Here is a 23,501-nt window from a genome sequence, read left to right as displayed (position 1 = left end):
CACGGGCGTGAACTCAACGGAGAGGGTGGGATTCGAACCCACGAGCAGGACAAGCCCGCTACCGGTTTTCGAGACCGGCCCTTTCAACCGCTCAGGCACCTCTCCTCACCGCACTCCTCGGACGACACCCTCGGAGTCGGGGCGAACACGATAGCAGAGAGCGTCTGGTTCAGGCGACCGCTTCCTCCTGCGGCTTGAAGGCGGCAATGAGCTTCTGCTGGACATCGTGCGGGGCCTGCTCGTCGTGGCTGTGCTCCATGGTGAAGCTGCCCGCACCTGCGGTCATGCTCTTCAGGCTGCTCGCGTAGGTCGTGACTTCGCCCAGCGGCGCGGTGGCTTTGACAAGCACCTGCCCGCCCGGCAGCGTCTGCGTGTCGATGATGCGGCCTCGGCGCGAGGAGAGGTCGCTCGCGATGGCGCCCAGCGCGCTCGCCGGCGCGGAAACCTCGAGCGAGACGAACGGCTCCATGATCACGGGCTTCGCCTTGCGCGCGCCATCAATGAAGGCATGCTTCCCGGCGGTGATGAACGCGATCTCCTTGCTGTCGACCGGGTGGTGCTTGCCGTCGTACACGCTGACCTTCACCCCCTGCATGGGGTAGCCCGCGATCACACCATGCACAAGCGCCTGGCGAACGCCCTTCTCAATCGCCGGAATGAACTGCCTCGGCACGCTTCCGCCATAGGTGTCATCGACGAGTTCGAGAGGCCAGTGCGGGTTGTCATGGGGCAAGGGCTCGACACGAAGGTAGACCTCGGCGAACTGGCCGGCGCCACCAGTCTGCTTCTTGTGTCGGCAGTGACCTTCGCCCTTGATGGTGACCGCCTCGCGATAAGCGATCTTCGGCGGGTGGGTGTTCACATCGACGCCGAATCGCTCCTTCAGCATGCGCAAGGCGATGCGCAACTGGAGGTCGCCCATGCCGCGAAGCACCGTCTCACCGGTCGCCGCGACATGCTCGACGCGCAGCGTGGGATCCTCGAGTTCGAGCTTCGCGAGGCCCTCGGAGAGCTTCGCCTCCGTGCCCTTGGTGGCGGCTTCGACGGCAAGCCCCTGCACGGGGCGCGGCATCGGCAGCGGACGAAGTCGCAGCCACTCCGACACCTCGGCATCGTGAAGAATCGATCCTGCCCGAACTTCCTCGAGCTTCGGCACTGCGCCGATCTCACCCGCGACGAGTTGGTCAACCTCCACATGATTCTTGCCCTGCATGCGGTAGAGATGGTGGAGTTTCACCGGCTTGCGGCTGTCATCGAGTCGAAGCGCCGCGTCCTTCCGAATGGTTCCCTGGTGCACTCGGAAGTACGCGAGACGACCGACATAGGCGTCGATCGAGACCCGGAAGACATGCGCCATCGCGGGATCGGCGGGGTCGTGACTCGGAACCCATGGCTCCGGCGCCTTCCCTTCCTGCACGACCTCGAAGGGGCGCGGATTGCTCTCGGAGGGACTGGGCGCATGGTGCACAAGATCCTTGAGCAGCTCCTTCACACCCGCTCCGCTCCGAGCGGAGACGAAGACGAGTGGAATCAGGTGCGCCTCTCGAAGCGCCTTCTCGAAGGGATCGTGCAGTTCATCAACTGAGGCGACCTTGCCGTCGAGGTACTGCTCCATGAGCTTCTCGTCGACCTCGACCACCTGATCAACAAGCTGGGAGTGGAACGACGCCACATCGCCAAGGTCACTCTCCCCCTTCTCGTTCTCGAAGCAGTCGACGACGCTGGCACCGTGACCCGCAGGAAGGTCGAGCGGACGCACCACCGGGCCGAGGAAGTCCTTGATTGCCTCGATCGCTTCCGAGAGTTCGTCGCCGCGATCAATCTTGTTGATGGCCACCATGCGCGGCAGCTTGCGCTCCTCGGCCACCTTGGCAAGGCGCCGAAAGACAGGATCTACACCCGTCTTCGGATCGACGACCAGAAGCACCATGTCCGCGGCGGGCATGCAGGCGAGTCCGCGTCCCAAGAAATCGGAGAGCCCGGGCGTATCGATGAGGTTGACCGTCACGCCTTCGAACTCGAGGTGCACAACGGTTGCATCCACCGAGTGTCGCAACTCCTTGGAGATGGGGTCGTAGTCGCAGACGGTCGAGCCTTCCTCGACCTTTCCCGCCTTGGGGATGGCGCCCGCCTCGTGGAGCAGAGCTTCGATCAGCGAGGTCTTCCCGCCGCCCGAGCCGCCCATGACCACGATGTTGCGGACGCTCCTGTTCGCTCCAGCCATGTCGCCTCCCAGTCCGGACCTGCGACGCGGCGCACCACGCGCCGGGACGCGGGCTCATGAAAACCCCGGGAAAGCGCATCGTAGTGGGCCGACTCCGCCTTGGCCGCCCCAATCAGGGAGAGCGGTCCGAAACGGAGCCGGCCCGAACAGAAAACTCCGAGGTCACCTCTCGAGCAGTGACCCTCTCACTCATCCGGTCCAGTTGCCCAGCACGAGGGCGATGTCGGCACCATCAACCACTCCGTCGCCATTGGCGTCGCCGGGCGAGCCCGCACCACCGCCCCAGTTTCCGAGCACGATGGCGAGATCACTGCCGTTGACAAAGCCATCGCCGTTGAGGTCGCCCGGAATGGGAGGCGGACCCTGCTCACAGACATCGGGCGTGCCGTTTCCGTTGAGATCAGCACAGGTCGTCATCGGACCGGCCCACGGCACACCGGCGACCGCCGCATCCTCCTCGAACATCTCGAGGCAGAATCCGTTCGGGAAGCACGCGGCTCCAAGCGGGGGCGGACAGTTGGCCTGAGCGCAGGTGACATTGTTCCCCGTGTAGAGACCGCCAGCGGCGGCGCAGTCGGCTGGGCTCATCACGGCGCATGTGCCGTCAGGCTTGCAGCATGCGCCGGTCGCGAAGCAGGTGTAGCTGGCGCAGTTCTGTCCCACGGGGCCTGGAACTCCGCCCGCCGCGACACAGTTCGGGAAGCTCAGGTTCAGGCAGCCACCCGTCGACTGGAAGCAGCAGGGAACATTGCCGGTCGGCACGCAGTTGGCGGACTGGCAGTTGGTGTTGGCGCCTTGGAAGGTTCCACCCAGTGCAGCGCATTCATTCGGAAGCGCGATGGTGCACTGGCCCGATGGCAGGCAGCACGCACCCGGTGCTGGTGGTGGACACCCGAGCCCGGTGTAGCTCACCCGAATGTTCCAGTCGCCGGTCGGCTTGCAGAAGCTGATCAACTGGTTGAAGTTGAACCAGCCACCCGGGCACGCCAGCGGACAGGTGATCGCGAAGAGCCAGTTGTTCGCGGCGTGCTGGAGACCGTTGGTGTCCGTGGTTGGAAATGCGTTGCTGTTGGTTGGAATGGTGCCACACGGGCCGCTCGGCAGATTGTGATGCTTGTCGATGCGGTACCCGACGGAGATGATTCCGCTTCCATTGTTCTGAAGGATGATCTGCTCCGGGTCACCAGGATCGACCAGGAACTGGATGTTGACGCCGTTCGTGCCCGGGGGAATCACGAGGTGAGGCAGGACCGTCCCATCGGAGCTGAAGACCGCCACGAGATTGCCCGTCGCCGGAGTGCCCTCCCAGAAGAGCACTGACCAGTGGGTCGTGGTCGTCACCGTGGTGTTGCTCGTCGCGAAGATCATCTCGGTGAGATCGATTCGAACGGGAAACTGATCGGCGGGAACCGCGAACGACGCGGCCGCAATCTCGCCCTGCGAGAAGCCCGCTTGCAATGTGAATGCGCCGCCTGAGAAGTTCGCGGCGGACCAGGTCTTCACCTCCGGCGGACACGATGCGACGCCACCTTCGTAAGGCTCGTTCTCGCCGCCGACGGGCAGATCGATGACATCCCTGAGCAGAATTGGTAGAGGATCGAAGCGAGTGCCCCCACGCTCCGCGGCCATGACCGCTGACGAGAGGAAGAGCGCGGAGATCGACACGAACGCGAGGCTCTTGGCAGACATGAGAACTCTCCTGTGTGCCCCGGAATCAGAAAGGCCGATATCGGAAAGTTAACATCTGGCGGATTGATGCCAAGCCCCAGTTCCGATCTCGGCGCACTTCCGACGCTCTCATCGGCCTGACTTCGTGACCGGAGATACCTTCCGGACCTTCTCTACGGCGTACACCTCCACCCCGCAAGCCCCGACGGCCAACCATTGGCTGGCGACCGCGCTCAAGGACGGGATGCGCCCCACCACTGTCATCACCCCCGTTTCGAGAGTCCTGACGGTTGTTCAGCGCTTCCGGGAGGACGAGGGCGGACGAAGACCGCTGCTCTCCCAGTCGATCGTGATCTTGCCCTGCCGGATCTCCTCGATCGCGATTTCGAGATTGGAGAGGTGGCGACCGTCGGGCGTGCTTCGGGACACCAGCGGACGGGCATCTTCGACCAGCTCCGCCAGGCGTCGCTGGATCAGCGCCGTCAGCTTGAAACGGCCACCGAGATTCTCGACAAGGTCATCGTTGAGCAGGGCTTCGATCACAGAGACTCTCCTCGGAGCGAATCGTGGAGTGTAGCGAGGATCGACCGCCACGCCAAGGGCATTCCAGCCCTCCAGATCGCGTAACCGGTGTTTGGGGTTGGAACCGATCCCGCCGCTCGGAGGTTCAGGGCACGCAGCACGCCCGGCGGCGGGTGGTGGGCGGGGCTCCGGACGCTCAATGGCGGCAACAGGTAGATTCGGGCCGATGGCGGAGGTGAAACTGCCTGCAACGAAGTCCGGTCCGCGGGCACTCAGACTCGATCGAGATGGCGTGATGCTCGTCGCCGCGGCCATGGTCGGGGTGGTGATGGGCCTCGCGGCGCTGGCGTTCATCGGCCCCATCCAGTGGCTTGAATCAAGGCTTGAAGGCGGCGCTCATTCGCTGGGTTCGCTCGGCGTCATCGTCGTGCTGACAGCGCCGATGATCGGGGCGTTCCTGACCGCCATGGTCTTCATCGCACTGCCCATCGTGGCCCGCGGTCACGGCGTGACCTGGGTGCTCTACGCCGTCAGTCGCGAGCGCTCCCGTCTTCCTCTGCGCCTCGGCGTTCGGCAGTGGCTCGGCAGCACCTTCACCATCGGATCAGGTGGATCGGCGGGACCTGAGGGACCGATCGTCACGATCGGCTCCACCATCGGCAGCGTGCTGGCCAGAAGACTTGGAGCGTCGCCGCCGCAGATCACGACCTTGCTCGGATGTGGCGCCGCTGCAGGATTGGCCGCTGTCTTCAATGCGCCACTGGCGGGCATCTTCTTCGTGCTCGAGGTGATCCTGCGCGACTTCTCCCTTCGAACCTTCACGCCGATCGTGATCGCCAGCGTCATGGGGACCGCCACGGCGCAGACCGTGCTCGACAGCCGACAGCCGATCTTCGGCATTGGTCCCGGATTCTTCGAAGGTGCGCCTCCTTCCTTCACCGTGGCGCAGGTGCCGTCGTTCGCGCTCCTCGGGGGCGCGTGCGCTCTCGTCGCGATCGCCTTCGCGCGGGTGCTGCGCCGCAGCGAACATCTCTTCGCGCGCGTTCCGGGGCCTGCATTCCTGCGACCTCTCTGGGGCGCGTGTGCGCTTGGCCTGCTCGGAGCGGGCTATGTGCTGCTGACTCGGACCACCGAGGGTGGACCGCCCTTCTTCGGAAACGGCTACGCGCTCATCCGGGATCTACTGACCCCCGCCTGGTACAGCCGTGACGATCGAGTCGGCGGCTCGCTCATCATGCTCGCGATCATTCTCGGCGCGTGGACGCTCCTCAAGATGATCGCCACGGCCTGCACGCTCGGTTCGGGTGGTGCGGGCGGCCTCTTTGCACCGAGCTTGCTGATCGGGGCCACCGTCGGTGGTGCCTTCGGAGCGTTCGTTGACGGCACGGGCATCATTCCAGGCGCCCACCCCGCGTCGTTCGCGCTCGTCGGCATGGGATGCACGGTGGCGGCTTCGTCACACGCGCCGCTCACCGGCGTGCTGCTGGTCTACGAATTGACGCAGAGCCCGCGCATCATTCTGCCGCTCATGCTCGCCGCGGTGGTGGCGGTACTGGTCGCACGCTGGTTTGATCGCGACTCGATCTACACGGCGGAACTGCGGCGCCTCGGCGTGCAGTTCGGACCATCGCCCGATGCGGCGCTGCTCCGCCAGCTCTCAGTGAGCGACCTGCGCCTTGAGCCCGCCTCATTGGTTCATCCGCAGGACGATGGCCGTCGCCTGCTCGAACTCGCGGAGCAGCACCATGCCGATGAGATGGTCATGATCGACGACGAGGGGTGCTATCTCGGCATGATCACGGCGGGCGATCTTCGGGCGGCGATCGTCTTCCGCGAAGCGCTGCCCCTCGTGCACGCCGATGAAATGGCGCGACGCGACATCTCGCCGCTCGCACCCGACCTGTCGCTTGACCAGGCGCTTGATCGCTTCTCACGCCACGATGTCCAGAGCCTGCCCGTGGTCGATCCTCAGACGAAGCAGGTGCTCGGCATGGCGGGCCGGGCTCGCATGATGCGGCGATACCAGGATGAACTGGAGCGGCAGGCGTGAGCGAACCCCGCTTCCGCTTCCCGGTGCGGATGCGTCTCCGGAGCCCCGCTGTCTTCCGACGCGCCTACGCCGACGGCGCCAGGACCGACGCGGGTGGTGTCATCGTCTATGCGCTCGCCAATGAACTCGACCATCCGCGCCTCGGCATCTCGATCGGCCGACGCGTCGGCGGTGCAGTCGTGCGCAACCACATGAAGAGGCTGCTGCGCGAAGCCTTTCGTCTCTCACAGCACACGATCGGCGGCGGATGCGACTTGGTGGTCGTGGTCCGCCCGCACCGGGCCCGGAGCGTGCCGGAGTACACCGAGGTTCTCCTTCGAGCCGCCGCCAAGCGGAGGCACGGGATCGACCCCTGAACCACCCCACGGGTGGCATCGCGCGAGTCGGCGGAGCGTGAGGGCGCTGCCTCGGATCGCTCCGTGAGTGCGCAGCGCCTCCTTGGCGTAGCAGGAACACGAGGGGTGAAAGCGGCAGCGCCCGCCGAGCACGGGACTCAGCAGCCGCTGGTAGAGCGACACGAGCGCCATGACCGATCGCGCCGCGATCGTGGGGCGCGCGGTACTCACGGCTCCTCCCGAACGCGGTTGCGAATGAGCCCCACGCCGGTCACCTCGACTTCGACCACATCACCGTCCTTGAGGAATCTCGGCGGCGTTCGAGCCGCACCGACACCCGACGGAGTTCCCGTGAGGATGAGCGTGCCGGGAAGGAGCGTGGTTCCTCGGCTCAGGTCGGCGACAAGCCGCGCCACGGAGAAGAGCATGAGGCTGGTCGACGACTCCTGCATCAGCTCGCCGTTCAAGCGCGTGCGCAGGAGAAGTGATCCGGGGTCAGTCACCTCGCGCGCGGGCCGGAGCGGCGAAAGCGGGCAGAAGGTGTCGAAGCTCTTGCCGCGGCAGAACTGGCCGCCGCTCCCCTGCTTCTGCCACCACCGCGCCGACACATCGTTCGCAACGCGGTACCCCGCGATGACCTCGCCCGCCTGAAGTTCGGGCACATCGCGCGCCGCCACGCCGATCTCGACGGCCAGTTCCCCCTCAAAGTCAACTTGCGGGCCATGCTCGCGCGCGATCCTCGGAATGACGATGTCATCCTCGGGCCCGCAGATGCTCGCCGGGTTCTTCATGAAGACCATGGGGTGGGTCAGCGGCGCCCCGCCCATCTCCGCCGCGTGATCGGCGTAGTTTCGACCGATGCAGAGGATGGCTGGAGGCGTTCGCATGTCGTGGGCGCGACCGGGGCAACGCCGTCAGCGAGTCTGGAAGTCGGCTCGCGATCCAGCGCGCTGCTCCTCGCGCTGACGGGCTCGCTCGGCTCGAACCAGTCGCCACTCTTCCATGCCCGGAGGCTCGGGGAACATCTGGGTGACGGCCTGGGAGAGCGCCGTCTCAACATCGGGGTCGCCGCGCCCTTGCGCTCGCACGCGCTCCACGATCGACTGACCGATCGGACTCATCCTGATCTCGCGGTTGATGGAGTCTCGGACGCCATCATAGGCCAGGCGTCGCATGGCCTCGGGCGCGCGGTTGTACATGGTGAGCCGGTCAAGCAGCGAAATGCTCGAATCCTTCAGCAGCGCGGTGAACACGCGTTCCTCGGTCGTCTCCATGTCCGCAATGAGATCCCTCATGCGTCCTTCGCCGAACTTGTTGACGAAGTTGAAGTAGTGCGTGCTCTTGAAGAACTCGATGATGCCGGAGGCGAACTCGCGCGCGGTCTTGAGCCGCTCGGGTCGACCCATCAGGTAGGCCTGAATGAAGCCGTTTCGGAGCGCGGCATAGACATCGGTTGCCGCGGTGTCGGGGACATACTCATACTCACCCCGCGTCGTCTCCTGGACGAAGACATCGATGGGGCGACGATACTTGTTGCTCGGCCGCACACCTGTCGAGCCGAAGAGCTGGTCCAGTTCCGTGTAGATCTGCTGCGCCGCCTCGATTTCGCCCGCACGCCACAACTCGCGGACATTCGAGGTCATGAAGTTCTCATAGAAGTCGGCGAAGGTGTCGACGCCACCGCCGCGACTTCGGTCGTAGTAGTGGTCGTAGAGATTTCGGAAGGCCTTGTTGGCCGCCTGGATCCAGCGCGGGTCGTTGAGCCGGGTCGGGTTGTCGTTGGAGAAGGGATCGAAGCTCATCAGCCCCGATCGCTGGAGAGCCTGGATGGCCTGCAGCCAGAGGCGATCATTGTTGAGCTGCTTGTAGACATCATCGATGTTGTCGTAGCGCTCCGCGCCCGTCTCGGAGCCGAGCTTCGCCCAGTAGAAGGCGTGAGCCTGCGGATGGCGCCAGTCGAAGGGACCGTACTCCTTCGTGTATTGCGCCATGCGAACCGGGTCCATGTTGTAGGTATCCAGCAGCACGCGCTTGCGAAGCCAGGTGATGAACTGCTCAAGCGGCACCTGGAGCTCGGGATCGCGGAAGACCTCGGAGATCGCGACATAGAGCGGGTCGGTGCGACGAAAACCCTGATCGAGCTCCATGAGCCTCGCATAGGGCGAGGTCTCGATGGCCTTCCATTGACCGTAGAGGTTGAGCAGATTGCGATCGAACTTGAAGGAGAAGCGTCGCTGGTAGGGTGAGAGACCCGAGGTCAGGCGATCGACGACCTTCTGCACATCGGGGTGAAGGGCGACGAGCTCGGCATAGGTGTCGGGCGCATCGGCGATCGCCTGAATCCAGCGCTCCCGCTCTTCCTGGTCAAAGGGCGGAATCCCCAGCAGATACTGCCACTCTCTGGCGAACTCGCGCTTGTAGAAGAGATGCGCGTCATCGCTCACGCCGTCGATCTTGTGGGCGAACCAGAAGGCCAGTTCCTTGTTGAGCCCGAGGTCGTTCGGGTTGTAGCGGAGCCCCTGGTTCCGAACGAGGTCGATGCCCTGGTTCACCCATGACCAGCGCTCCTGCGGCGTGTTCGTGAGAACCGAGATGTTGTAGGCCATGTTGTGGCCGTGGAAGGCCCAGACCTCGGGGAAGCGCGGCTGGAGCTTGGTGATCCACGATGCGAGAGAACTCGCCTCGTAGAACTGGCCCTTCTCCTTCATCTTGGCGAGCTTGATCCAGAGGTAGTCCGCCACGATGGGCCTGATGGCGCCGATGGCGTTGGCGAGTGCAATGATCGGCGGCGCGCCCTCGATCGGATCAGCGGTGTAGCGCAGGCCGAGCGTCTCCGCGCCCGACAGCATGCGTGGCACGAGCGCACTCGCGCCGACCACCGAGACGAGCACGGCAAGCGCCGCCATGAGTTGGATCACGCGATCACGCATCAGCCACCTTGACCACTGTAGATCGCAAGTTCCTTCCTGCGGAAGATGATCCATCCGACGCAGGCGGTGACTCCCGTCCAGAGCACCCCGATCACGGCGATGGTGCGACCGACCGTACTCCACGGGACCAGGCGCCCTTCGACGAGGAGCGTCTCGCCACTGGTTCCGCCGAACCCGGAGAGCGCGAAGTACGCCGCCTGCGCAATGCCGCGGACCGTGTGCTGGAAGGCCTTGGCCAGCCAGAAGTCATTCGGATCGACCCAGTACTCCTCGATGGCCACCGCGAGGAAAGGCGTCAGCGAACCGATGAGATAGACCGTGGCACTGAAGAGGAGCGCGACCGGGAAGTTCAGAACGGTCGCCGCACAGATGCCCAGCATTGCGAGGAACGAGAGCTTGACCCACTCCACCACCATCGCGCGGACAAAATTCATCTCGAATGAGCCAGCCTTGTAGAGCACCTCGATGCCGTTGGCATCCCAATTCAGTGTTCCACTTCCTGGGAAGAACTCCCCGTCTCGGAATCCGATGTTCATGATCTCGAGCACCAGCGTGCCATCGTCACCGATGTTCTGCCATCGGACGCGCTCGGTGTGGCGCTGGGCGGGCACATAGATGCGATCCATCCAGCTCCCGTCGGCGAAGCGGAAGACCACCGGATGCTGTTCATGTGGGCTGCTCGCCCCGATATGGAAGAGGAACGAGAGGCTCACATCGGCCTGCGCGGCGCGCGCGGCGCCCATCCCGGGGAAGCGATAGGTGCGTGACTCACCCGCAGGCACCAGGCGCTGCGCCGAGAGCGCATCCCGACGGATCTGGTCGCCGAGCGCTCGACGCACCTCCGCCTCGTTGCGGAAGCCCATGTCGATGTCCTGTCGGATGCTCGGGTCGGCGGCGATCAGGTCATCGACCGCCGTGCGCACCTGATCGGGCGAGAGCGGCTCATAGACAGGTCGCACACCCACGCGTGCGGCAAGCACTTCGTCGCGGACCGCCATCTCATCGAGAAAGTCCTGCGCGGGCTGCGTGCGCATGTACTCGACAAAGAGCAGGATGCTCACGCCGCTGACGAGGAGGAGCACTGCGTTGACCGCCACCACGCCCAGCCACTTGCCCAGGATGTAGCGCATGCGATCGACGGGCTTGGTCAGCGTCTGCCAGATCTGGCGATCCCGGATCTCGAGCGCAACCGTCGCACAGGCCAGCACAAGCGTGAGCAGTCCCGCCAATCCGAAGGTCACCCCCAGCGACCAGCTCAGGAAGGCCTGGATTCGGTAGCGGAGCGGTCCAGCATCGATCGCGAGCGGGACGAGCGGCAGCACCACCAGCAGCACGAGGATGAACGCGCCGGTGTACCACTGCCGCGTCGACTCGCGGACCACGATGTTCGCCACTGCGGAGAGGGAGCCGGCACCCGAAAGGGCTCGCAGCACCAGCCGACTCAGCACGCCGTAGCCGACGATCAACACCACCATGCCCACGATGGCGACGAGCATGCCCGTCTCGCCCCGCAGGAGCGCGATCGACCCGCCTCCGATCGCGCCGAGAAGGACCGCGAGCATCATCGGCGCCAGACCGAGCCCCGCGGCGATGGCCGCGATCGCGGCGGCGGCCAGCACGACCCCCACCACGGCCGTTCGATTGAAGATCGCCGGTGGCGCCCAGGCCGGCATCGAGGGCGCCATCAGAAGTTCCGCAATCTGATCGGCGACGACGAGGCGCCCGGAGGTCCTGTCGAAGAGTTGCTCCCCGAGGGACCGCAGCTGCATCGACACATAGCTGCGATCACCGACGGTCACACGCCCCTGTTCGAGCAATTCCACCGTCGCCGGATCGCGCTGGTTCAGGTTCGCATTCGCGAGGCGATCGATGATGCCGGCCCGCTGCGAGGCGAGCCGGAACGAGGTCACGATGACCGGCAGCCCGGCAAGAATGACGACGAGCGCGGCAATGAGCGCGGCGATCCATGTCCGCCCCGGCTTGCGCAGTGCGTTCTGAAGCCTCGGCAGAAACAGCCAGAGCACCCACAGCCCCACGCATGAGGCCAGGAGCGTGATGAGCAGAAAGGCGTTGAAGGTGAAGCTTGCCGCGCTCACCGCTTCGACCCACCCTCATCATCGGCCCTGTCGCCGAGAAGCCCCTCGATGAACGAACGATCGACCTTGGGATCGGACGGTGGGGCCGCCCCCGGTGTTCGCGGAGATGACGGCGATGACGAAGGAGTTGGAGAAGACGGTGTCCCCGGCGTCGAGCCCGAACCGCTCCCACTCTTCGGTGGCGCTCCCCTCGCTGGCCCGCCGCGCTCCGGCGCGTCGATCTCTGGATGATCCGGCGCCTTCGCCTCGGTCAGTTCGCGAAGCACATCGTCCCGGACGCCGCGCTCGCGTCGCGCCTCGTCGGGGCGCTCGACCTCGACGGCACGCACCGGTGCGCTTTCGGAGGTCGACGCGAGGGACTCGATGAGCGCGCCGCCTTCGCTCTCCTCGCTCGCTTCGTCGCCGTGGAGCAGGAAGTCCGCCGTGGGTCCGCCGTGCTTGGCGCCGCTCGTGGCCACCTGCTCCTGGCGTGCCCGCTCGACGATGCTGATGAAGAGCTCTTCGAGCTTCTGACGCGGCGCCTGCACCCGCTCGATGGAAGCGCCTTCGCTTTCCCGAATGACCTGCTCGATGCGGGTGATCGTCTCGGGCTTCAGGCGCGGCGCCTGAATGACCGTTCGATTCGTATCTTCGAGAAGCTCCTCGGTGGTGCCTTCAGCTCGAACTCGCCCGCCATACAGGATCACCATGCGGTCGCAGACATCCTCGACCTCGGAAAGCAGGTGGCTCGACAGGAGGATGGTCTTCCCGCGCCGACCCAGGTCGAGCAGCAGGTCCTTCACCTGCCTCGTGCCGACGGGGTCGAGTCCCGATGTCGGTTCATCGAGGATGAGGAACTCGGGATCGTTGATGAGCGCCTGCGCCAGGCCGAGGCGCCGCGCCATGCCCTTGGAGAACTCGCCCACCGTGCGATTGGCGGCGGCGTCGAGACCGACCATGGACAGCAGCTCGCCCGACCGACGGCGCCGGACGCGCCGATTCAACCCGAAGAGCTTGCCGTAGTAGTCGAGCGTCTCGACCGGGTTCAGGAAGCGATAGAGATAGCTCTCCTCGGGAAGAAATCCGATGCGTCGCTTCACCGCGACATCGTCGGGTTCCCGGCCGAAGACCCGCAGCACGCCCTTCGATCGCCGCAGGAGTCCGAGGATCATCTTGATCGTCGTGCTCTTGCCGCTGCCGTTGGGGCCGAGCAATCCGAAGATCTCATGCCGCCGGATGTGGAAGTCGATGCCATCGACGGCCACGGCGGTATCGCGATGCCAGAAGTCATGGAAGACCTTGGTGAGCGCCACCGCCTCCACGACGAGGTCCTGCTTGGCAGGTTTGACGACGGCTTGCTTCATGTGCACTCCTGCGCCGGGTCAGCGTCCGCGGCCTCGCGTGGCATCGCGCTCCAGTCGCCGACCTGGACCATCGATGACGATCCCGCGCAGTCCGAGGTTCCATGTCGGATCGAGTCGCGCGGCCGCATCGGCCTCCGCTCGCTTGCGCCGCAACTCAGCGTCGCGGCGCGACTGCATGACATCGGGACTGCTGGCGACGGAGACGGTGAAGCGCGACATGCCTGGCGCCACCGAGAAGACCTCGATCTGGTCGGCGTTGTCGCTGAAGACCTGCTTGATCGCATCAAGCCACATCTGCCGAACAAGCTGGCGCGGATTCTCGCGGAAGCTCTCCTTGAGTCCTTCGAGTCGGCGTGTCTCCGCGCCGAGCGTCGCCTGGATGGCGCCCTGATAGGCGCGCGCCCGGTTCAGGATGAGCGACGCCTCGCCCCCGAGATCAGCCCGCTCCATGAGTGTGCCGAGCTCGGCCAAGAGCGCGTCCGCTCGCTCTTCGTCACCAGCCAGAAGCGCCGTTTCGTAGCGGCGAACACCTTCGAGCAACGCCTCGTAGGCGGGCCCCGCCACCGCCACCAGCAGCGACTGCGCCTCCTGCCGCGCCTTGTCGACCACTTCCTTGGCCTGCTCGCGCGCCACCTGCACCTGGGCGTAACGGTTCTCGACTGCCAGCGGTGCGATGCGCTCGGGGACGGAGAGGGTCACGATGCGGATGCCGCAACCAAGCTGATCGAGCACCTCTTGGGCCTTCTCGCGGATGAGCAGCTCGAGCTCGCTCCGGCGGCCTGTTCGGGTCACCACCCTGACGGAGTCCTCTCCGGCGTCGTTCGAAGCATCAGGCGCCGCTTCGGCCGCCGCAGTCTCGGTTCGTGCAGCACCACTCTGCTGCGTCCCGGCATCCGCTCGACCTCGCAAGCTGTCGCGATCGGCGAGGAGATCGTCGAGCGGCGTCACCGCGCTCGCGAGAACCACGCCGCGCATCAACGCCGTGCGAACGAGTCGATCGACAAGAGCTCGGTCGACGCGCTCCACATAGGCGCTGACATCGTCGACCATGTACTCCGCCACCACCTGAAGGTGGGCGAGATCGCCATCGGCGGTCAGGACTGAACCATCGGCCCCGGGACGAATCGGGTTCGAGGTATCTGCCGCCTCGATCGCGCGCTGGATCGTCGAGTTGGGCGGAAGGCGCGGCCAGAACTCATTGCGAAGGGAGATGTCTCGCCGGGATTCAAAGACGACAATCTCTCCGATCGGGTACGGCCAGAACGGCTCGAGCCCCGGGCTCAACTGCGCCTCGGCGCCCTGCCCCTGAATACGCCCGAACATTGTCTTCACCCCGGTGAACCCCTCCTGCACCGTCTGGAATCCACTGAAGAGGAAGGTCACCAGCAGTCCGAGGATGGCGAGTTGAAGGATGCGATAGCTGAGCCGCAGGGCTTCGCCGAGGCTCTGATTCGCGGGGTCCATCGCCTCGCGCAGCGCCGCCTCTCCCCCCGCCTCGGCGGAGACCTGAAGCCGGACGCTCGCCTCTCGGCGCGGCGCATCCTCATCGCGGTCGACATCTTGAATGGGATCGTCGGGAAGGGAACTCATTTACGAACCTCCCGCTCCACCACTCGCGGCCGCCGCAGGTCGTGGCGACATGCGAGTGGAGTCACTCTGCGGGCGAATGGGTCTGCCGCCGGCGTCGCGCGTCGGCTGCGGAATCCCCTGCGCATCAGTCGGCGCATCGGGATCGAGCAACTGGAATGGCGCCCGAGACATGTCGGTGACGAAGGTGGTGCTTCCCGTCAGCGAGGTTCGCAGCGTGTCGAGCCAAGCGAGGAAGATCGCCAGGTCCGCGTGCTGCTGCATCTCGCGGTAGAAGCGCGACGCCTCGCGATCGCCCTGCGCCTGGATCTCGGCGCCCCAGAGCCGCACGAGGTCGCGAATGATGTCCGCCTGGCTCGCGGCCTGGCTCTTGAGTGAGTCGGCTTGAGAGTTCGCCCGGCTTGCCTCGAGGCTCGCGAGGCTCTCTTGCGTCGCGCCCATGCGACGAAGCACCGCGGTGGTCGTCTTGGGCGGGAGCACCACCTGCGCGATCGCCACCTTCTCCGGCGTGATCCCGGCAATGGGGTTGCGCCGCAGGTCCGCCAGGATCGCGGACTCCGCCTCGGGGAGCTTGCTGTTGCGCCCGATGAGATCGCTGAAGTTGTAGCTGCCCACCTGCCGGAGCGAGCCCTGCAACAGGCCGGTCAACTGCCGTGATGCTCCGTCGAGCGAGGTGTATGAGTTGTAGAACTCCCGCGGCGCCTCCCCCGAGTCGTCGATGCGCCAGAAGAGAAACGCCTTCACCAGGATCTGCTGGCCGTCGCGCGTGTTCACGGTCTCGAGCGGACTCTCGATGAGCTGAAGCCGAGTATCGAGCTTCGCCACGCTGTCGATGAAGAAGGGCGCCTTCAGGTGCAGACCGGGCTCGCGGACGATGCCGGCTGGCTTGCCGAAGCGCGTGACGATGGCCACTTCATGGAAGTTCACCGTGAAGGTGGTGTTGAAGAGCACCAGCGCCAGCACGATGACGGCGGCCACGATGAGAACAACGGGTCTGAACATGGTCGCGTCTCCGAGAGATCAGTCCTTCCGCTCCAGGTAGTCGCGGAGATTGAGTGCCGAGTCGGGGGTCTGCATGCTGAGGTCGAGCTGCACGCGCTCGGGGTCGACGCCGAAGACGAACTTCGTCCGGACGCCCGCGAGCACCTGGCCGATCACTTCCATCGTCTTGCGCTGGCGATACAGCTCCGGCGCAGCGAGATACGACTCAACCTGGCCGAGCACTTCCATCGCGGAGCGGCGCACGGCGATCTGGCTGCTCCAGCGCCGCGAGGCCGAGAAGGCGAGCTCCCGCGCCGCCTGTGCGGGGTTCGCGGTGAGCAGGCGTTCCAAGCGAGCTCGGCCTTCAATGACCGCGGGGTCGTCGTGACCCTTCTCATTGCGAAGGGCCTGCCACGCGAGAATCTCGTTCACGATCATGGTGGCCTGTGACGCGTCACCGATGAGCGTGGCCATGGTGTTGTCGACCACCTGCCGCGCCTCTTCGAGCGTCTTCCGCGCGTTCTGCGTCTCGACCGAGATCGACTCGAACATCTCGCCCGCTTCACCGGGCGGCTTGAGCATGGTCGTGATGACGGCCACAACTTCCACACCCGCCCGCTCACGATCAAAGGCGGACTGGATGCGAGCCTGGAGGGCCGTGCCCAGCGACTCCCCGCGCGGACTGAGGACCTCGTCGAGAGGCTGCGTCGAGAGGAACTGGCTCAACTCCCGCATTGCGATTGCACGCAGCGCACGCTCGCGCATGTCGAGTTCGGAGCGGCGCACGCGCACATCGTTGGCGAAGTTGAGCCAATCGAGCAGGCCATCGGACTTGATGCGATAGGACATCATCACATCGGCGTCGACCAGGGCGAATCCGCGCGCGGCATCCTCGAGCGCCTGCTCCTCGGGCGAGGCGCTGGCCTGGCCGGGCCGACCGGCGCCTCGGACCGGGGTGGCGGCCGTCATCGGACTGGGCGGCACCTGGGGAAGTGCGGCCGCCCCGCCGAGTGCCGCCGCCGCTTCGCTGCCGGGGCCGAGGTCGCGCTGGCGCTCCGCGGCGAGCGACGGCGCTGCGACGAGGAAGGCCTGCCGCGAGGGGTCCGGAGATGCATCGGCCGCCCAGAGATTCACCGCGCGACCATCAATCGGCTTCGGCTTCGGGCCAAGTTCGAGCGTGCGAAGCTGGGAGACATCGACGACATGCGCCGTTTCGAGGGGCCACGGCCACTTGATGAGGACCGTCGCCTGCTGCACTTCGCCCACGATGCGACCACCCCGCAACCGCACCGCCTGCTGACCAGGCCCGACCACGACGACCATCGACAGGAGCACAAGCACCACGGTGCCCAGGGCCAGCAGCGCCGCGAAACTCCGCAGCATGAGCTGGTAGCCCCATGAACTCGTGATGTCGAAGCCGAACTGGTAGTTGATGGCTTCGTTGATGCTGCGGACGATGTTGTCCGGCGCCGCCAGCAGACCCAGCACTCGAGAGTCGAACGCCGGACGCGGGTACTCACCCGGCCGCCGCGGGCGATAGAGGTTCAGGATGAAGTTCAGGAGCGCTTCCGCCGCCACCAGCACCATGAACCACGCGATGCACCGCGCCACCACCTCGGCAGCACGGGGCTGCTGGAAGACATGGAAGACGATGCCGACCGCAAGCGCAAGGAGCACGAGCGCCGTGCCCACCATGACGCCCGCCCCGCCGCGGAGGTTCTGCCACGCCGTCTGCTTCGCCATCCCCGCGACGAAGCGCGAGAAGATGAAGGAGACAAGGGCCAATCCCACGGCGATGGCGAGTTGCCACCCCTGGTGGCTGCCAACCCGGAAGGCGTCCGCCTCGGAACCTGGGCGATCGAGCTCCGCATAAAGGTTCAGTGCATAGATGCCGAGGCCGAGCCAGAGGCCGGCGACCAGAAGGGTCACCCCCGGCACCATGAACTTGTGCACCAATCCAAGACGCCGAGCGGCTGCGTCGGAGACAACACTCTCCTGGTCGAAGACACCGCGTCCTTCGCGCCGCGCCGCCTCAATCTCCAGCCGCTCGAGCGCCTCGAGTCGCTCCAGGCGGTGCTGGTTGAAGACAACAATCAGCGTGACCCAGACTGCGATGCCCGGCAGGACATACCAACTCGCTCCGACGAGCGCAGTGTCCCCAAGGACCTGTCCAAGAATGAGGAGGAGCAGGCCGATCGCGAGTTGGAGGAGCAGGCCGAATCCGGCGACCCGGGTCGCCTGCTGATAGGCGAGATGATCGATCCGCATGGCGCGAACCCTGAAATGAGACCGGGATGGTAGCGAGAGATGGTCCCAGCCGTCGTGCGGATTCTACGACGAGCGAGCGGGCCCGGTTCAAGGAGGTTCGCTACTCTTCCTGACAAGCCCGCCTTGACATCTCCCGCGGGCGCCTGGACGCGGACATGGGAATCATCGAGCAGCTTCTCGCCATCGCGCGGGTCACTCTCCTGGAGAGCATTCGTCAGCCGGTCGTGGCCATCGTGGCCGTTGCCGGGGTCATTGTTCTCATCCTGGCCAATCCGCTGACGACCTTCACGATGGAGGATGACCAGCGGATGCTCATCGAAGTGGGGATGAGCACCATCTTCATCGGTGGCCTGCTGCTCGCCGCATTGCTGGCCACGGGCGTGATGACTCGGGAGATCGAGAATCGAACGGTGCTCACCGTGGTGAGCAAACCGGTCGAGCGACCGGTCCTGCTGGCCGGCAAGTTCCTCGGTGTGCTGGTGGCCATTCTTGCCTCCTATGCCTTTCTCGCCTGCGTCTTCATGCTGGTGATCAGGCATGGCGTCATGCCCACCGTCGCCACGCCCTACCAGGCACCGGTGCTGCTCTTCGGAATCAGCGCCTGCCTGCTTGCAGGGGGGTTCGCCCTCTTTGCGAACTTCTTCTACGGGTGGAGTTTCGGGGCGACCTTTGTCCTGACGGGCACCCCGCTGCTCTTTGCGGCCTTCCTCGCCACGCTGCCGTTCAATCACGACTTCTCGATGCTGCCGGTGAATCCCCCGCCATCGACGATTCCCGGTTACACGCCCGATGATCTCGCCTCATTCATCTGGCGGAACCTGAACCTCGAACTGTGGAAGGCGATTTTCTTCGCGGGGGTTGGCCTGACGGTGCTCACCGCCATCGCTGTCTCGCTTTCCACGCGGCTGAGCCTTGTCCTGACGCTGATCGCGACCATCGGCGTCTTTGTCCTCGGCCTGCTCAGCGACTGGATCTTCGCGCGTCGGATCGCGGCGATCGAGAAGATCATCGCCGCGGACCCGGGATCATGGTGGGACGCCAATCACCTCACCTGGGCCTTCTGCAAGGCAGCTCAGGCGGTCATTCCAAACTTCCAGCTCTTCTGGTTGGTTGATGCCGTGAACCAGAAGAAGACGATCGTGATGTTCGGGGACCTCGACGGCGAAACTCAGGCCTACGGTGCCATGGTGCTTGCCTATGGCGCGGTCATGACGGTGGCCGCGCTCGGTCTCGGGGCCATCCTGTTCCAGCGGCGCGAAGTGGGTTGAAGTCAGGATGAGCCGGAGGTGCGCAGTGCGCGCCCTCATTCGCGCGAGCGAGCATCGGGACCGCAGCATCATGCCATCCAACGATCGCTTGACGCCTTCGGCCCTCGCATCGACCCGATCCGCGATCGTGACTCAGCCGCGGTTGCGGCGCTCCTGGGCCCGCTGACGCTGGAGATCGGAGAGCTCCTTCTGAAGCTGCATGAGCATCTCTTCGAGCACCCGCTTGGGCGGCGCATTGAGCTCATACATCATGATGGGCTCGGCTCGATCCCACCAGCCGATCAGCCGGCGGATGGCGTTGATGCGGATTCCCAGGGTCGCTTCGGGATCGCGGCCCGAGGCGCGAATCTGATAGTCGCGCAGCAACTGCTGGTACTCGCGCTTGCAATCTTCCTGGGTGCGCCGCCAGTCCTCGGCAATGCGCTTGCCGACATGGCTGACCACATAGGTGTCCGGAGCGAGTTGCATGGCCTCGAAGAGCTCGGCCTCGGTGTTCGCACGGCCCTGGGCAAATCCGCTTCGAACCGCGTCGGTTGCATTGAAGGAGAGGTTGTCTCCCGATCGCGAGACAACGAACTGGCCGGTGGTGTCCTGATGCCAGGTCACGAGACCGGTCTCATCATCCACATCGTAACTCGCCTCGAACGACGAATGCACCATGCAGCGGCAGAGGAATCCCGGACGGCCGCCGATCTCGCAGACCTCATAAATCTTGTTCAGCCACGCATCAAGCTGCTGCCCCTTGATGGAGATGCCGCCGCCACCCATGGTGATGGCGCCGAGCGAGCCGACATCCATGAAGTAGATCTCGTCCGCATGGAGCGCTGTAAATGCGGCACCGGAGATCGCCTCCTCAATCCACGCCACCAGACGATGCTTGCGCTTGATGCGCTGGAGGCTGACATGAATGCGATCACCTTCAAGCACGAGGCCGCCGCCGGAGTTGATCCGCATGACCATGATCTGACCGGGCCCAAGCTTGTCCATTTCCTTCTCAAGCTTCTCCATCTCATCGTGACGGAGACCGGTGCCGACCATGCCGGGCAGCGGCAGCACGAAGACCGTCTTCTTCCCATCGGCACGGGGTCCGGTGATCGGCCCCGCGTTGTCCGCAACTTCCATCGCCGAGAGGCGTGACGACGCTCGGGGCGCAGGCGTCCCCGGAGTCGTCGGCGTCGCTGGGGCTTCTGGAGCATCGTCCTGGGAGCCGCCACCGGAACCCGCCGGCGTCGCTGTTCCACTTCCTTCTTCAACAAGCTTCACGGAGCGCACATCGCCGAGGATGATGACGCGACGCCCGGTGCGTCCATCGGCATCGACCTCAAGGGTCATCGCGAACCGCTCGAGCTTGCTCAGGACGCCCGTCACGGTCTCGTCCCGTCCGCGATCACGGAAGGTGACCTCGATTCGGTCGCCAATCGCGCCTCGCCAGACTCCGCCGGTGAAACGAATCTCCGCTGCTTCACGCTGCTGGAGAGCCCACGCCCCCCCGACGGCTGGAATGAGGGCCAGCGAGGCAGCAAGGACAAGGCTTCGAATCACTCTGCTTCGTGAGGTCATGTTCGCTCCAAATCAGCGTCAGGTTGATGCGTTCCGTTGCGGCGTGCAGGTCATCGACCAAGGCCGCGACCGCGACCCCCACCAAGACCACCACCGCCGCCACCGGTTCCCCGATTTCCGCGGCGTCGTTCCTCGATCTGGCGGATCTGGCCCCGCACCTCTTCGAGGAGATCCTCGATGTCCTTCAAGCGAGCCCGGGGCGGTTGCCGGCGAGCCATCCAGCGGAGTTCGACGGCAGGGAAGCGCTCCATGGCCTCCTTGATCTCCTCGAGCGCCCGCCGAGCCTTGCCGAGGTGAACCAACGCGTCATCACCGCTGGCCCATCCCATCTCTCGGACATAGGTGTCCCACGAGGTGAGCGAGCGCTCGTACGCGGCTCGCCATCGCTTGATGTAGTCGTCCGTCAGCCTCGCTCCATCCTGGTTGCCATCGACCAGCGAGCGATCCCACTCGCGATAGCCCAGCGCGAAGAGAAGATCATCGAGGTCCTCCACCGTGCCCTTGCTGAGCATCAGGTCCTCGGCGATCTTCGCGTTGAACCCAGCGACGGACCGCGTGGAGTCATCGACCACATAGGTGCCCTGGTCGTCTTCCTGCCAGATGAGTTCACGCCCGCGCCATGACACGCTCAGCTTGTGCTTCGCTTCGATCATGCCTCGAGCGAGCGCCTTGGGATAGCCACCCGCCTCGAAGAACCCCACGGCGATCGACTCCCATGCGGCATAGAGCTTGCGGTGCCACTCGAAGTCGGGCGTCCATGTGGACATGTTGAAGACATTGTTGAGTCCATACAGACGCGCGTTGGGCGCCATATAGAGATCCGGCCAGGCGAACGCAAGCAGCGATGCGAACCCGACGGAATCCTGCACCCACACGACGGCGGGGATATCGCCGATCTCAGTCTTGAACGCATTGATCAGGTTGCGCATGTCATCGGCATCGAACTTCGCGAACTCCTCCGGATCGATGTTCGGGAGGTGCTCATTCGAATCGATATCCGCAGCATTGAGCACGAACACGATCAGGTCGGGCTGCTTCGTCTTCACATCGGCGATGACATTCCGGTACGCGGCAGAGTTGATGTCCGTGCCCATCTGCCCTCGCAGAGGAATGCGATAGACCTTCGGGTGATGGGCCGGATCCTTCTGATCCATCTGGTAGGGCGAAGGACCGCGTCGCTGGACCACGCCACCCGACTGGAAGCCGAACGAGGTGGTGAGCAGACCGGTGAGTGCAAGCGCACCAACCAGACGAGCGGGGAGCCAAGAGTGATTCGACATGTAGTCCTCCAGCGGGGTGATTGTACGAGTATACCCCCCGGATTCCGGTTGGCTGCTTGACTCCTCGCTCTTGGAGGGGTCGAGCGTGGCAATTTTCCGCCGATCATGTGGTGCCTGTCCCATCCTCGGGCGATGGGTCCGCGGAACGATCGGCCGAATGAACCTCACGCGCGGCCGCGATCGCCGCGCTCCGGGAGGAGAACTCGCCTCGAAGCTGACGGTCATAGAGATCGCTGAGGACTCTCTTGAATGCCGGTCCCGGTGCCCATCCAAGCGCGATGAGGTCATCACCCGTGACCAAGGGCGCGGGGGCAAGCCCCTCCGCCGCAAGGCGCTCGACCTCGGTCGCCACCAACTCCGCCCGGACGGGGTCTTCAGCCCCAATGAGATCGAGGGCCGAATGGAATGCGCTTCGGGCCGCCGCCCGCTTGCGGGGGGCGAGGTCCGCGTCTTCCCATCCGGATCGAATGAACGAGGCGAGCTCCAGGGTCACCGAGAGCGCCTCGGCTTCGGCATTGGAGAGGACCAGTGCCGCACCCCACTGCGCCTGTCGATCGGGACCACAACCGGTTGATGCGCCCGAGCGATCGAGCATCCACGCCGCGAGCCCCGCGGCAAGATCGCACATCGGGGGGAGTCTGGCGATCCTCTGGTCCGTCAGCGGAAGAGGCGATTCTCGGAGCACCGAAGGCCCGAGCCCGAGCGCCTCGATCAGCGCCACGCCGCGACCTCGTGACGGATGCAGCAGGATGCGTCGAACTTCGGTGCCAACTCGCTCCCGACTCACGCCAAGCAGGTCATTGGCGTGGAGCCTGATGGCCGTCTCGACCTCGGAGTCGACCTCGAGGTCGAATCGTGCGGCGAAGCGCGCAGCGCGGAGCATGCGCAGTCGATCTTCTCCGAGTCGATCTTCGGCGCGACCGATCGCGCGAAGGCGACGAGCGCGCAGATCCTCGACGCCCCCGACGAAGTCGATCACACGCCCATCGGAGGGCACCTCGAAGAGGCCGTTGATGGTGAAGTCGCGCCGCCTCGCATCCTGCTCCGCGGTCCCGAACTCGACGCGCGCGGGCCGACGGCCGTCGAGATAGTCGCCATCCCGCCGAAAGGTGGCCACCTCGATGGTGTGCCCCATGCTGCGCACGAGCATCACTCCGAAACTCGCGCCAACTCCGCGGGCTCCGGGGAAGTGACGGGCGATCTCCTCGGGCCTCGCATCGGTGGCGATGTCGTAATCCGCTGGCTCGAGCCCGAGAAGGCGATCTCGCACACAGCCCCCGGCGAAAAACGCGACAAAACCCTCGGCCGTGAGAACGGCGGCGACCCGCGCCGCGGCTTCGCGAGGTGACTTCGGGGCTGCCGAGGTTCGGCCTGAAGGAGGCACCCCTG

General features: G+C 65.2%; 16 protein-coding genes and 1 tRNA gene. 2 read left to right on the top strand and 15 right to left on the bottom strand.

The window, feature by feature from the left end; translation table 11 throughout:
• Positions 1–17 precede the first annotated feature (17 nt).
• The 4 genes from KF724_03905 to KF724_03890 all read right to left on the bottom strand — a co-directional run bounded on the left by KF724_03905 (position 18) and on the right by KF724_03890 (position 4,435).
• Positions 18–105, bottom strand: a tRNA-Ser gene (locus tag KF724_03905).
• 64 nt (positions 106–169) lie between these two features.
• The gene (locus KF724_03900) at positions 170–2,224 is read right to left on the bottom strand and encodes an elongation factor G (protein ID MBX3354825.1); all 2,055 of its coding nucleotides are present in this window, start codon (positions 2,222–2,224) and stop codon (positions 170–172) included.
• A gap of 189 nt (positions 2,225–2,413) precedes the next feature.
• Entirely contained in the window at positions 2,414–3,913 is a 1,500-nt protein-coding gene (locus KF724_03895) for a hypothetical protein (protein MBX3354824.1), read from the bottom strand.
• Positions 3,914–4,186: 273 nt separating this feature from the next.
• Positions 4,187–4,435, bottom strand: a complete 249-nt coding sequence (locus KF724_03890; protein ID MBX3354823.1) for a DNA-directed RNA polymerase subunit omega — start codon at positions 4,433–4,435, stop codon at positions 4,187–4,189.
• Between the two features lie 205 nt (positions 4,436–4,640).
• Here KF724_03890 and KF724_03885 point away from each other — a divergent pair, with 205 nt between their 5' ends.
• Positions 4,641–6,464, top strand: coding sequence for a chloride channel protein (locus KF724_03885; GenBank protein ID MBX3354822.1), 1,824 nt, complete (start codon positions 4,641–4,643; stop codon positions 6,462–6,464).
• A 224-nt stretch (positions 6,465–6,688) separates the two neighbouring features.
• Here the strand turns inward: KF724_03885 and yidD are convergent, their stop codons facing one another.
• From yidD to KF724_03845, 8 genes are read right to left on the bottom strand one after another with little or no spacing between them, the layout of a single operon-like run.
• Positions 6,689–6,991, bottom strand: coding sequence for a membrane protein insertion efficiency factor YidD (yidD, locus tag KF724_03880; GenBank protein ID MBX3354821.1), 303 nt, complete (start codon positions 6,989–6,991; stop codon positions 6,689–6,691).
• Between the two features lie 35 nt (positions 6,992–7,026).
• A complete protein-coding gene (locus KF724_03875) occupies positions 7,027–7,686 on the bottom strand; it encodes a fumarylacetoacetate hydrolase family protein (GenBank protein ID MBX3354820.1) in 660 nt (219 codons plus the stop codon).
• Between the two features lie 27 nt (positions 7,687–7,713).
• A complete protein-coding gene (locus tag KF724_03870) occupies positions 7,714–9,729 on the bottom strand; it encodes a hypothetical protein (GenBank protein MBX3354819.1) in 2,016 nt (671 codons plus the stop codon).
• The gene (locus tag KF724_03865; GenBank protein ID MBX3354818.1) at positions 9,729–11,825 is read right to left on the bottom strand and encodes an ABC transporter permease subunit; all 2,097 of its coding nucleotides are present in this window, start codon (positions 11,823–11,825) and stop codon (positions 9,729–9,731) included. Before KF724_03865 ends, KF724_03870 begins: the two co-directional genes overlap by 1 nt.
• Entirely contained in the window at positions 11,822–13,168 is a 1,347-nt protein-coding gene (locus KF724_03860; protein ID MBX3354817.1) for an ABC transporter ATP-binding protein, read from the bottom strand. Before KF724_03860 ends, KF724_03865 begins: the two co-directional genes overlap by 4 nt.
• An 18-nt stretch (positions 13,169–13,186) precedes the next feature.
• Complete coding sequence (locus tag KF724_03855) at positions 13,187–14,758, bottom strand: hypothetical protein (GenBank protein MBX3354816.1); 1,572 nt, start codon at positions 14,756–14,758, stop codon at positions 13,187–13,189.
• A complete protein-coding gene (locus KF724_03850) occupies positions 14,759–15,757 on the bottom strand; it encodes a hypothetical protein (protein ID MBX3354815.1) in 999 nt (332 codons plus the stop codon).
• An 18-nt stretch (positions 15,758–15,775) separates the two neighbouring features.
• Positions 15,776–18,004 (bottom strand): hypothetical protein, encoded by a 2,229-nt coding sequence (locus KF724_03845; GenBank protein MBX3354814.1) that lies wholly within the window; start codon positions 18,002–18,004, stop codon positions 15,776–15,778.
• A 155-nt stretch (positions 18,005–18,159) separates the two neighbouring features.
• Between KF724_03845 and KF724_03840 the strand changes: the two genes are divergently transcribed.
• Complete coding sequence (locus KF724_03840) at positions 18,160–19,272, top strand: ABC transporter permease (protein ID MBX3354813.1); 1,113 nt, start codon at positions 18,160–18,162, stop codon at positions 19,270–19,272.
• A 132-nt stretch (positions 19,273–19,404) separates the two neighbouring features.
• Here KF724_03840 and KF724_03835 read toward each other — a convergent pair whose 3' ends face one another.
• From KF724_03835 to KF724_03825, 3 genes are all read right to left on the bottom strand, one after another.
• Positions 19,405–20,832, bottom strand: a complete 1,428-nt coding sequence (locus tag KF724_03835; protein ID MBX3354812.1) for a hypothetical protein — start codon at positions 20,830–20,832, stop codon at positions 19,405–19,407.
• Positions 20,833–20,882: 50 nt separating this feature from the next.
• A complete protein-coding gene (locus KF724_03830) occupies positions 20,883–22,112 on the bottom strand; it encodes a hypothetical protein (protein ID MBX3354811.1) in 1,230 nt (409 codons plus the stop codon).
• 103 nt (positions 22,113–22,215) lie between these two features.
• Positions 22,216–23,496 (bottom strand): CCA tRNA nucleotidyltransferase, encoded by a 1,281-nt coding sequence (locus KF724_03825; GenBank protein MBX3354810.1) that lies wholly within the window; start codon positions 23,494–23,496, stop codon positions 22,216–22,218.
• Positions 23,497–23,501 lie beyond the last annotated feature (5 nt).

The sequence above is a fragment of the Phycisphaeraceae bacterium genome, from assembly GCA_019636735.1.
GTDB lineage: Bacteria > Planctomycetota > Phycisphaerae > Phycisphaerales > SM1A02 > VGXK01.
The sequence above is the reverse complement of the archived record's forward strand: the minus strand, read 5'-3'. Positions and strand labels throughout refer to the sequence as shown.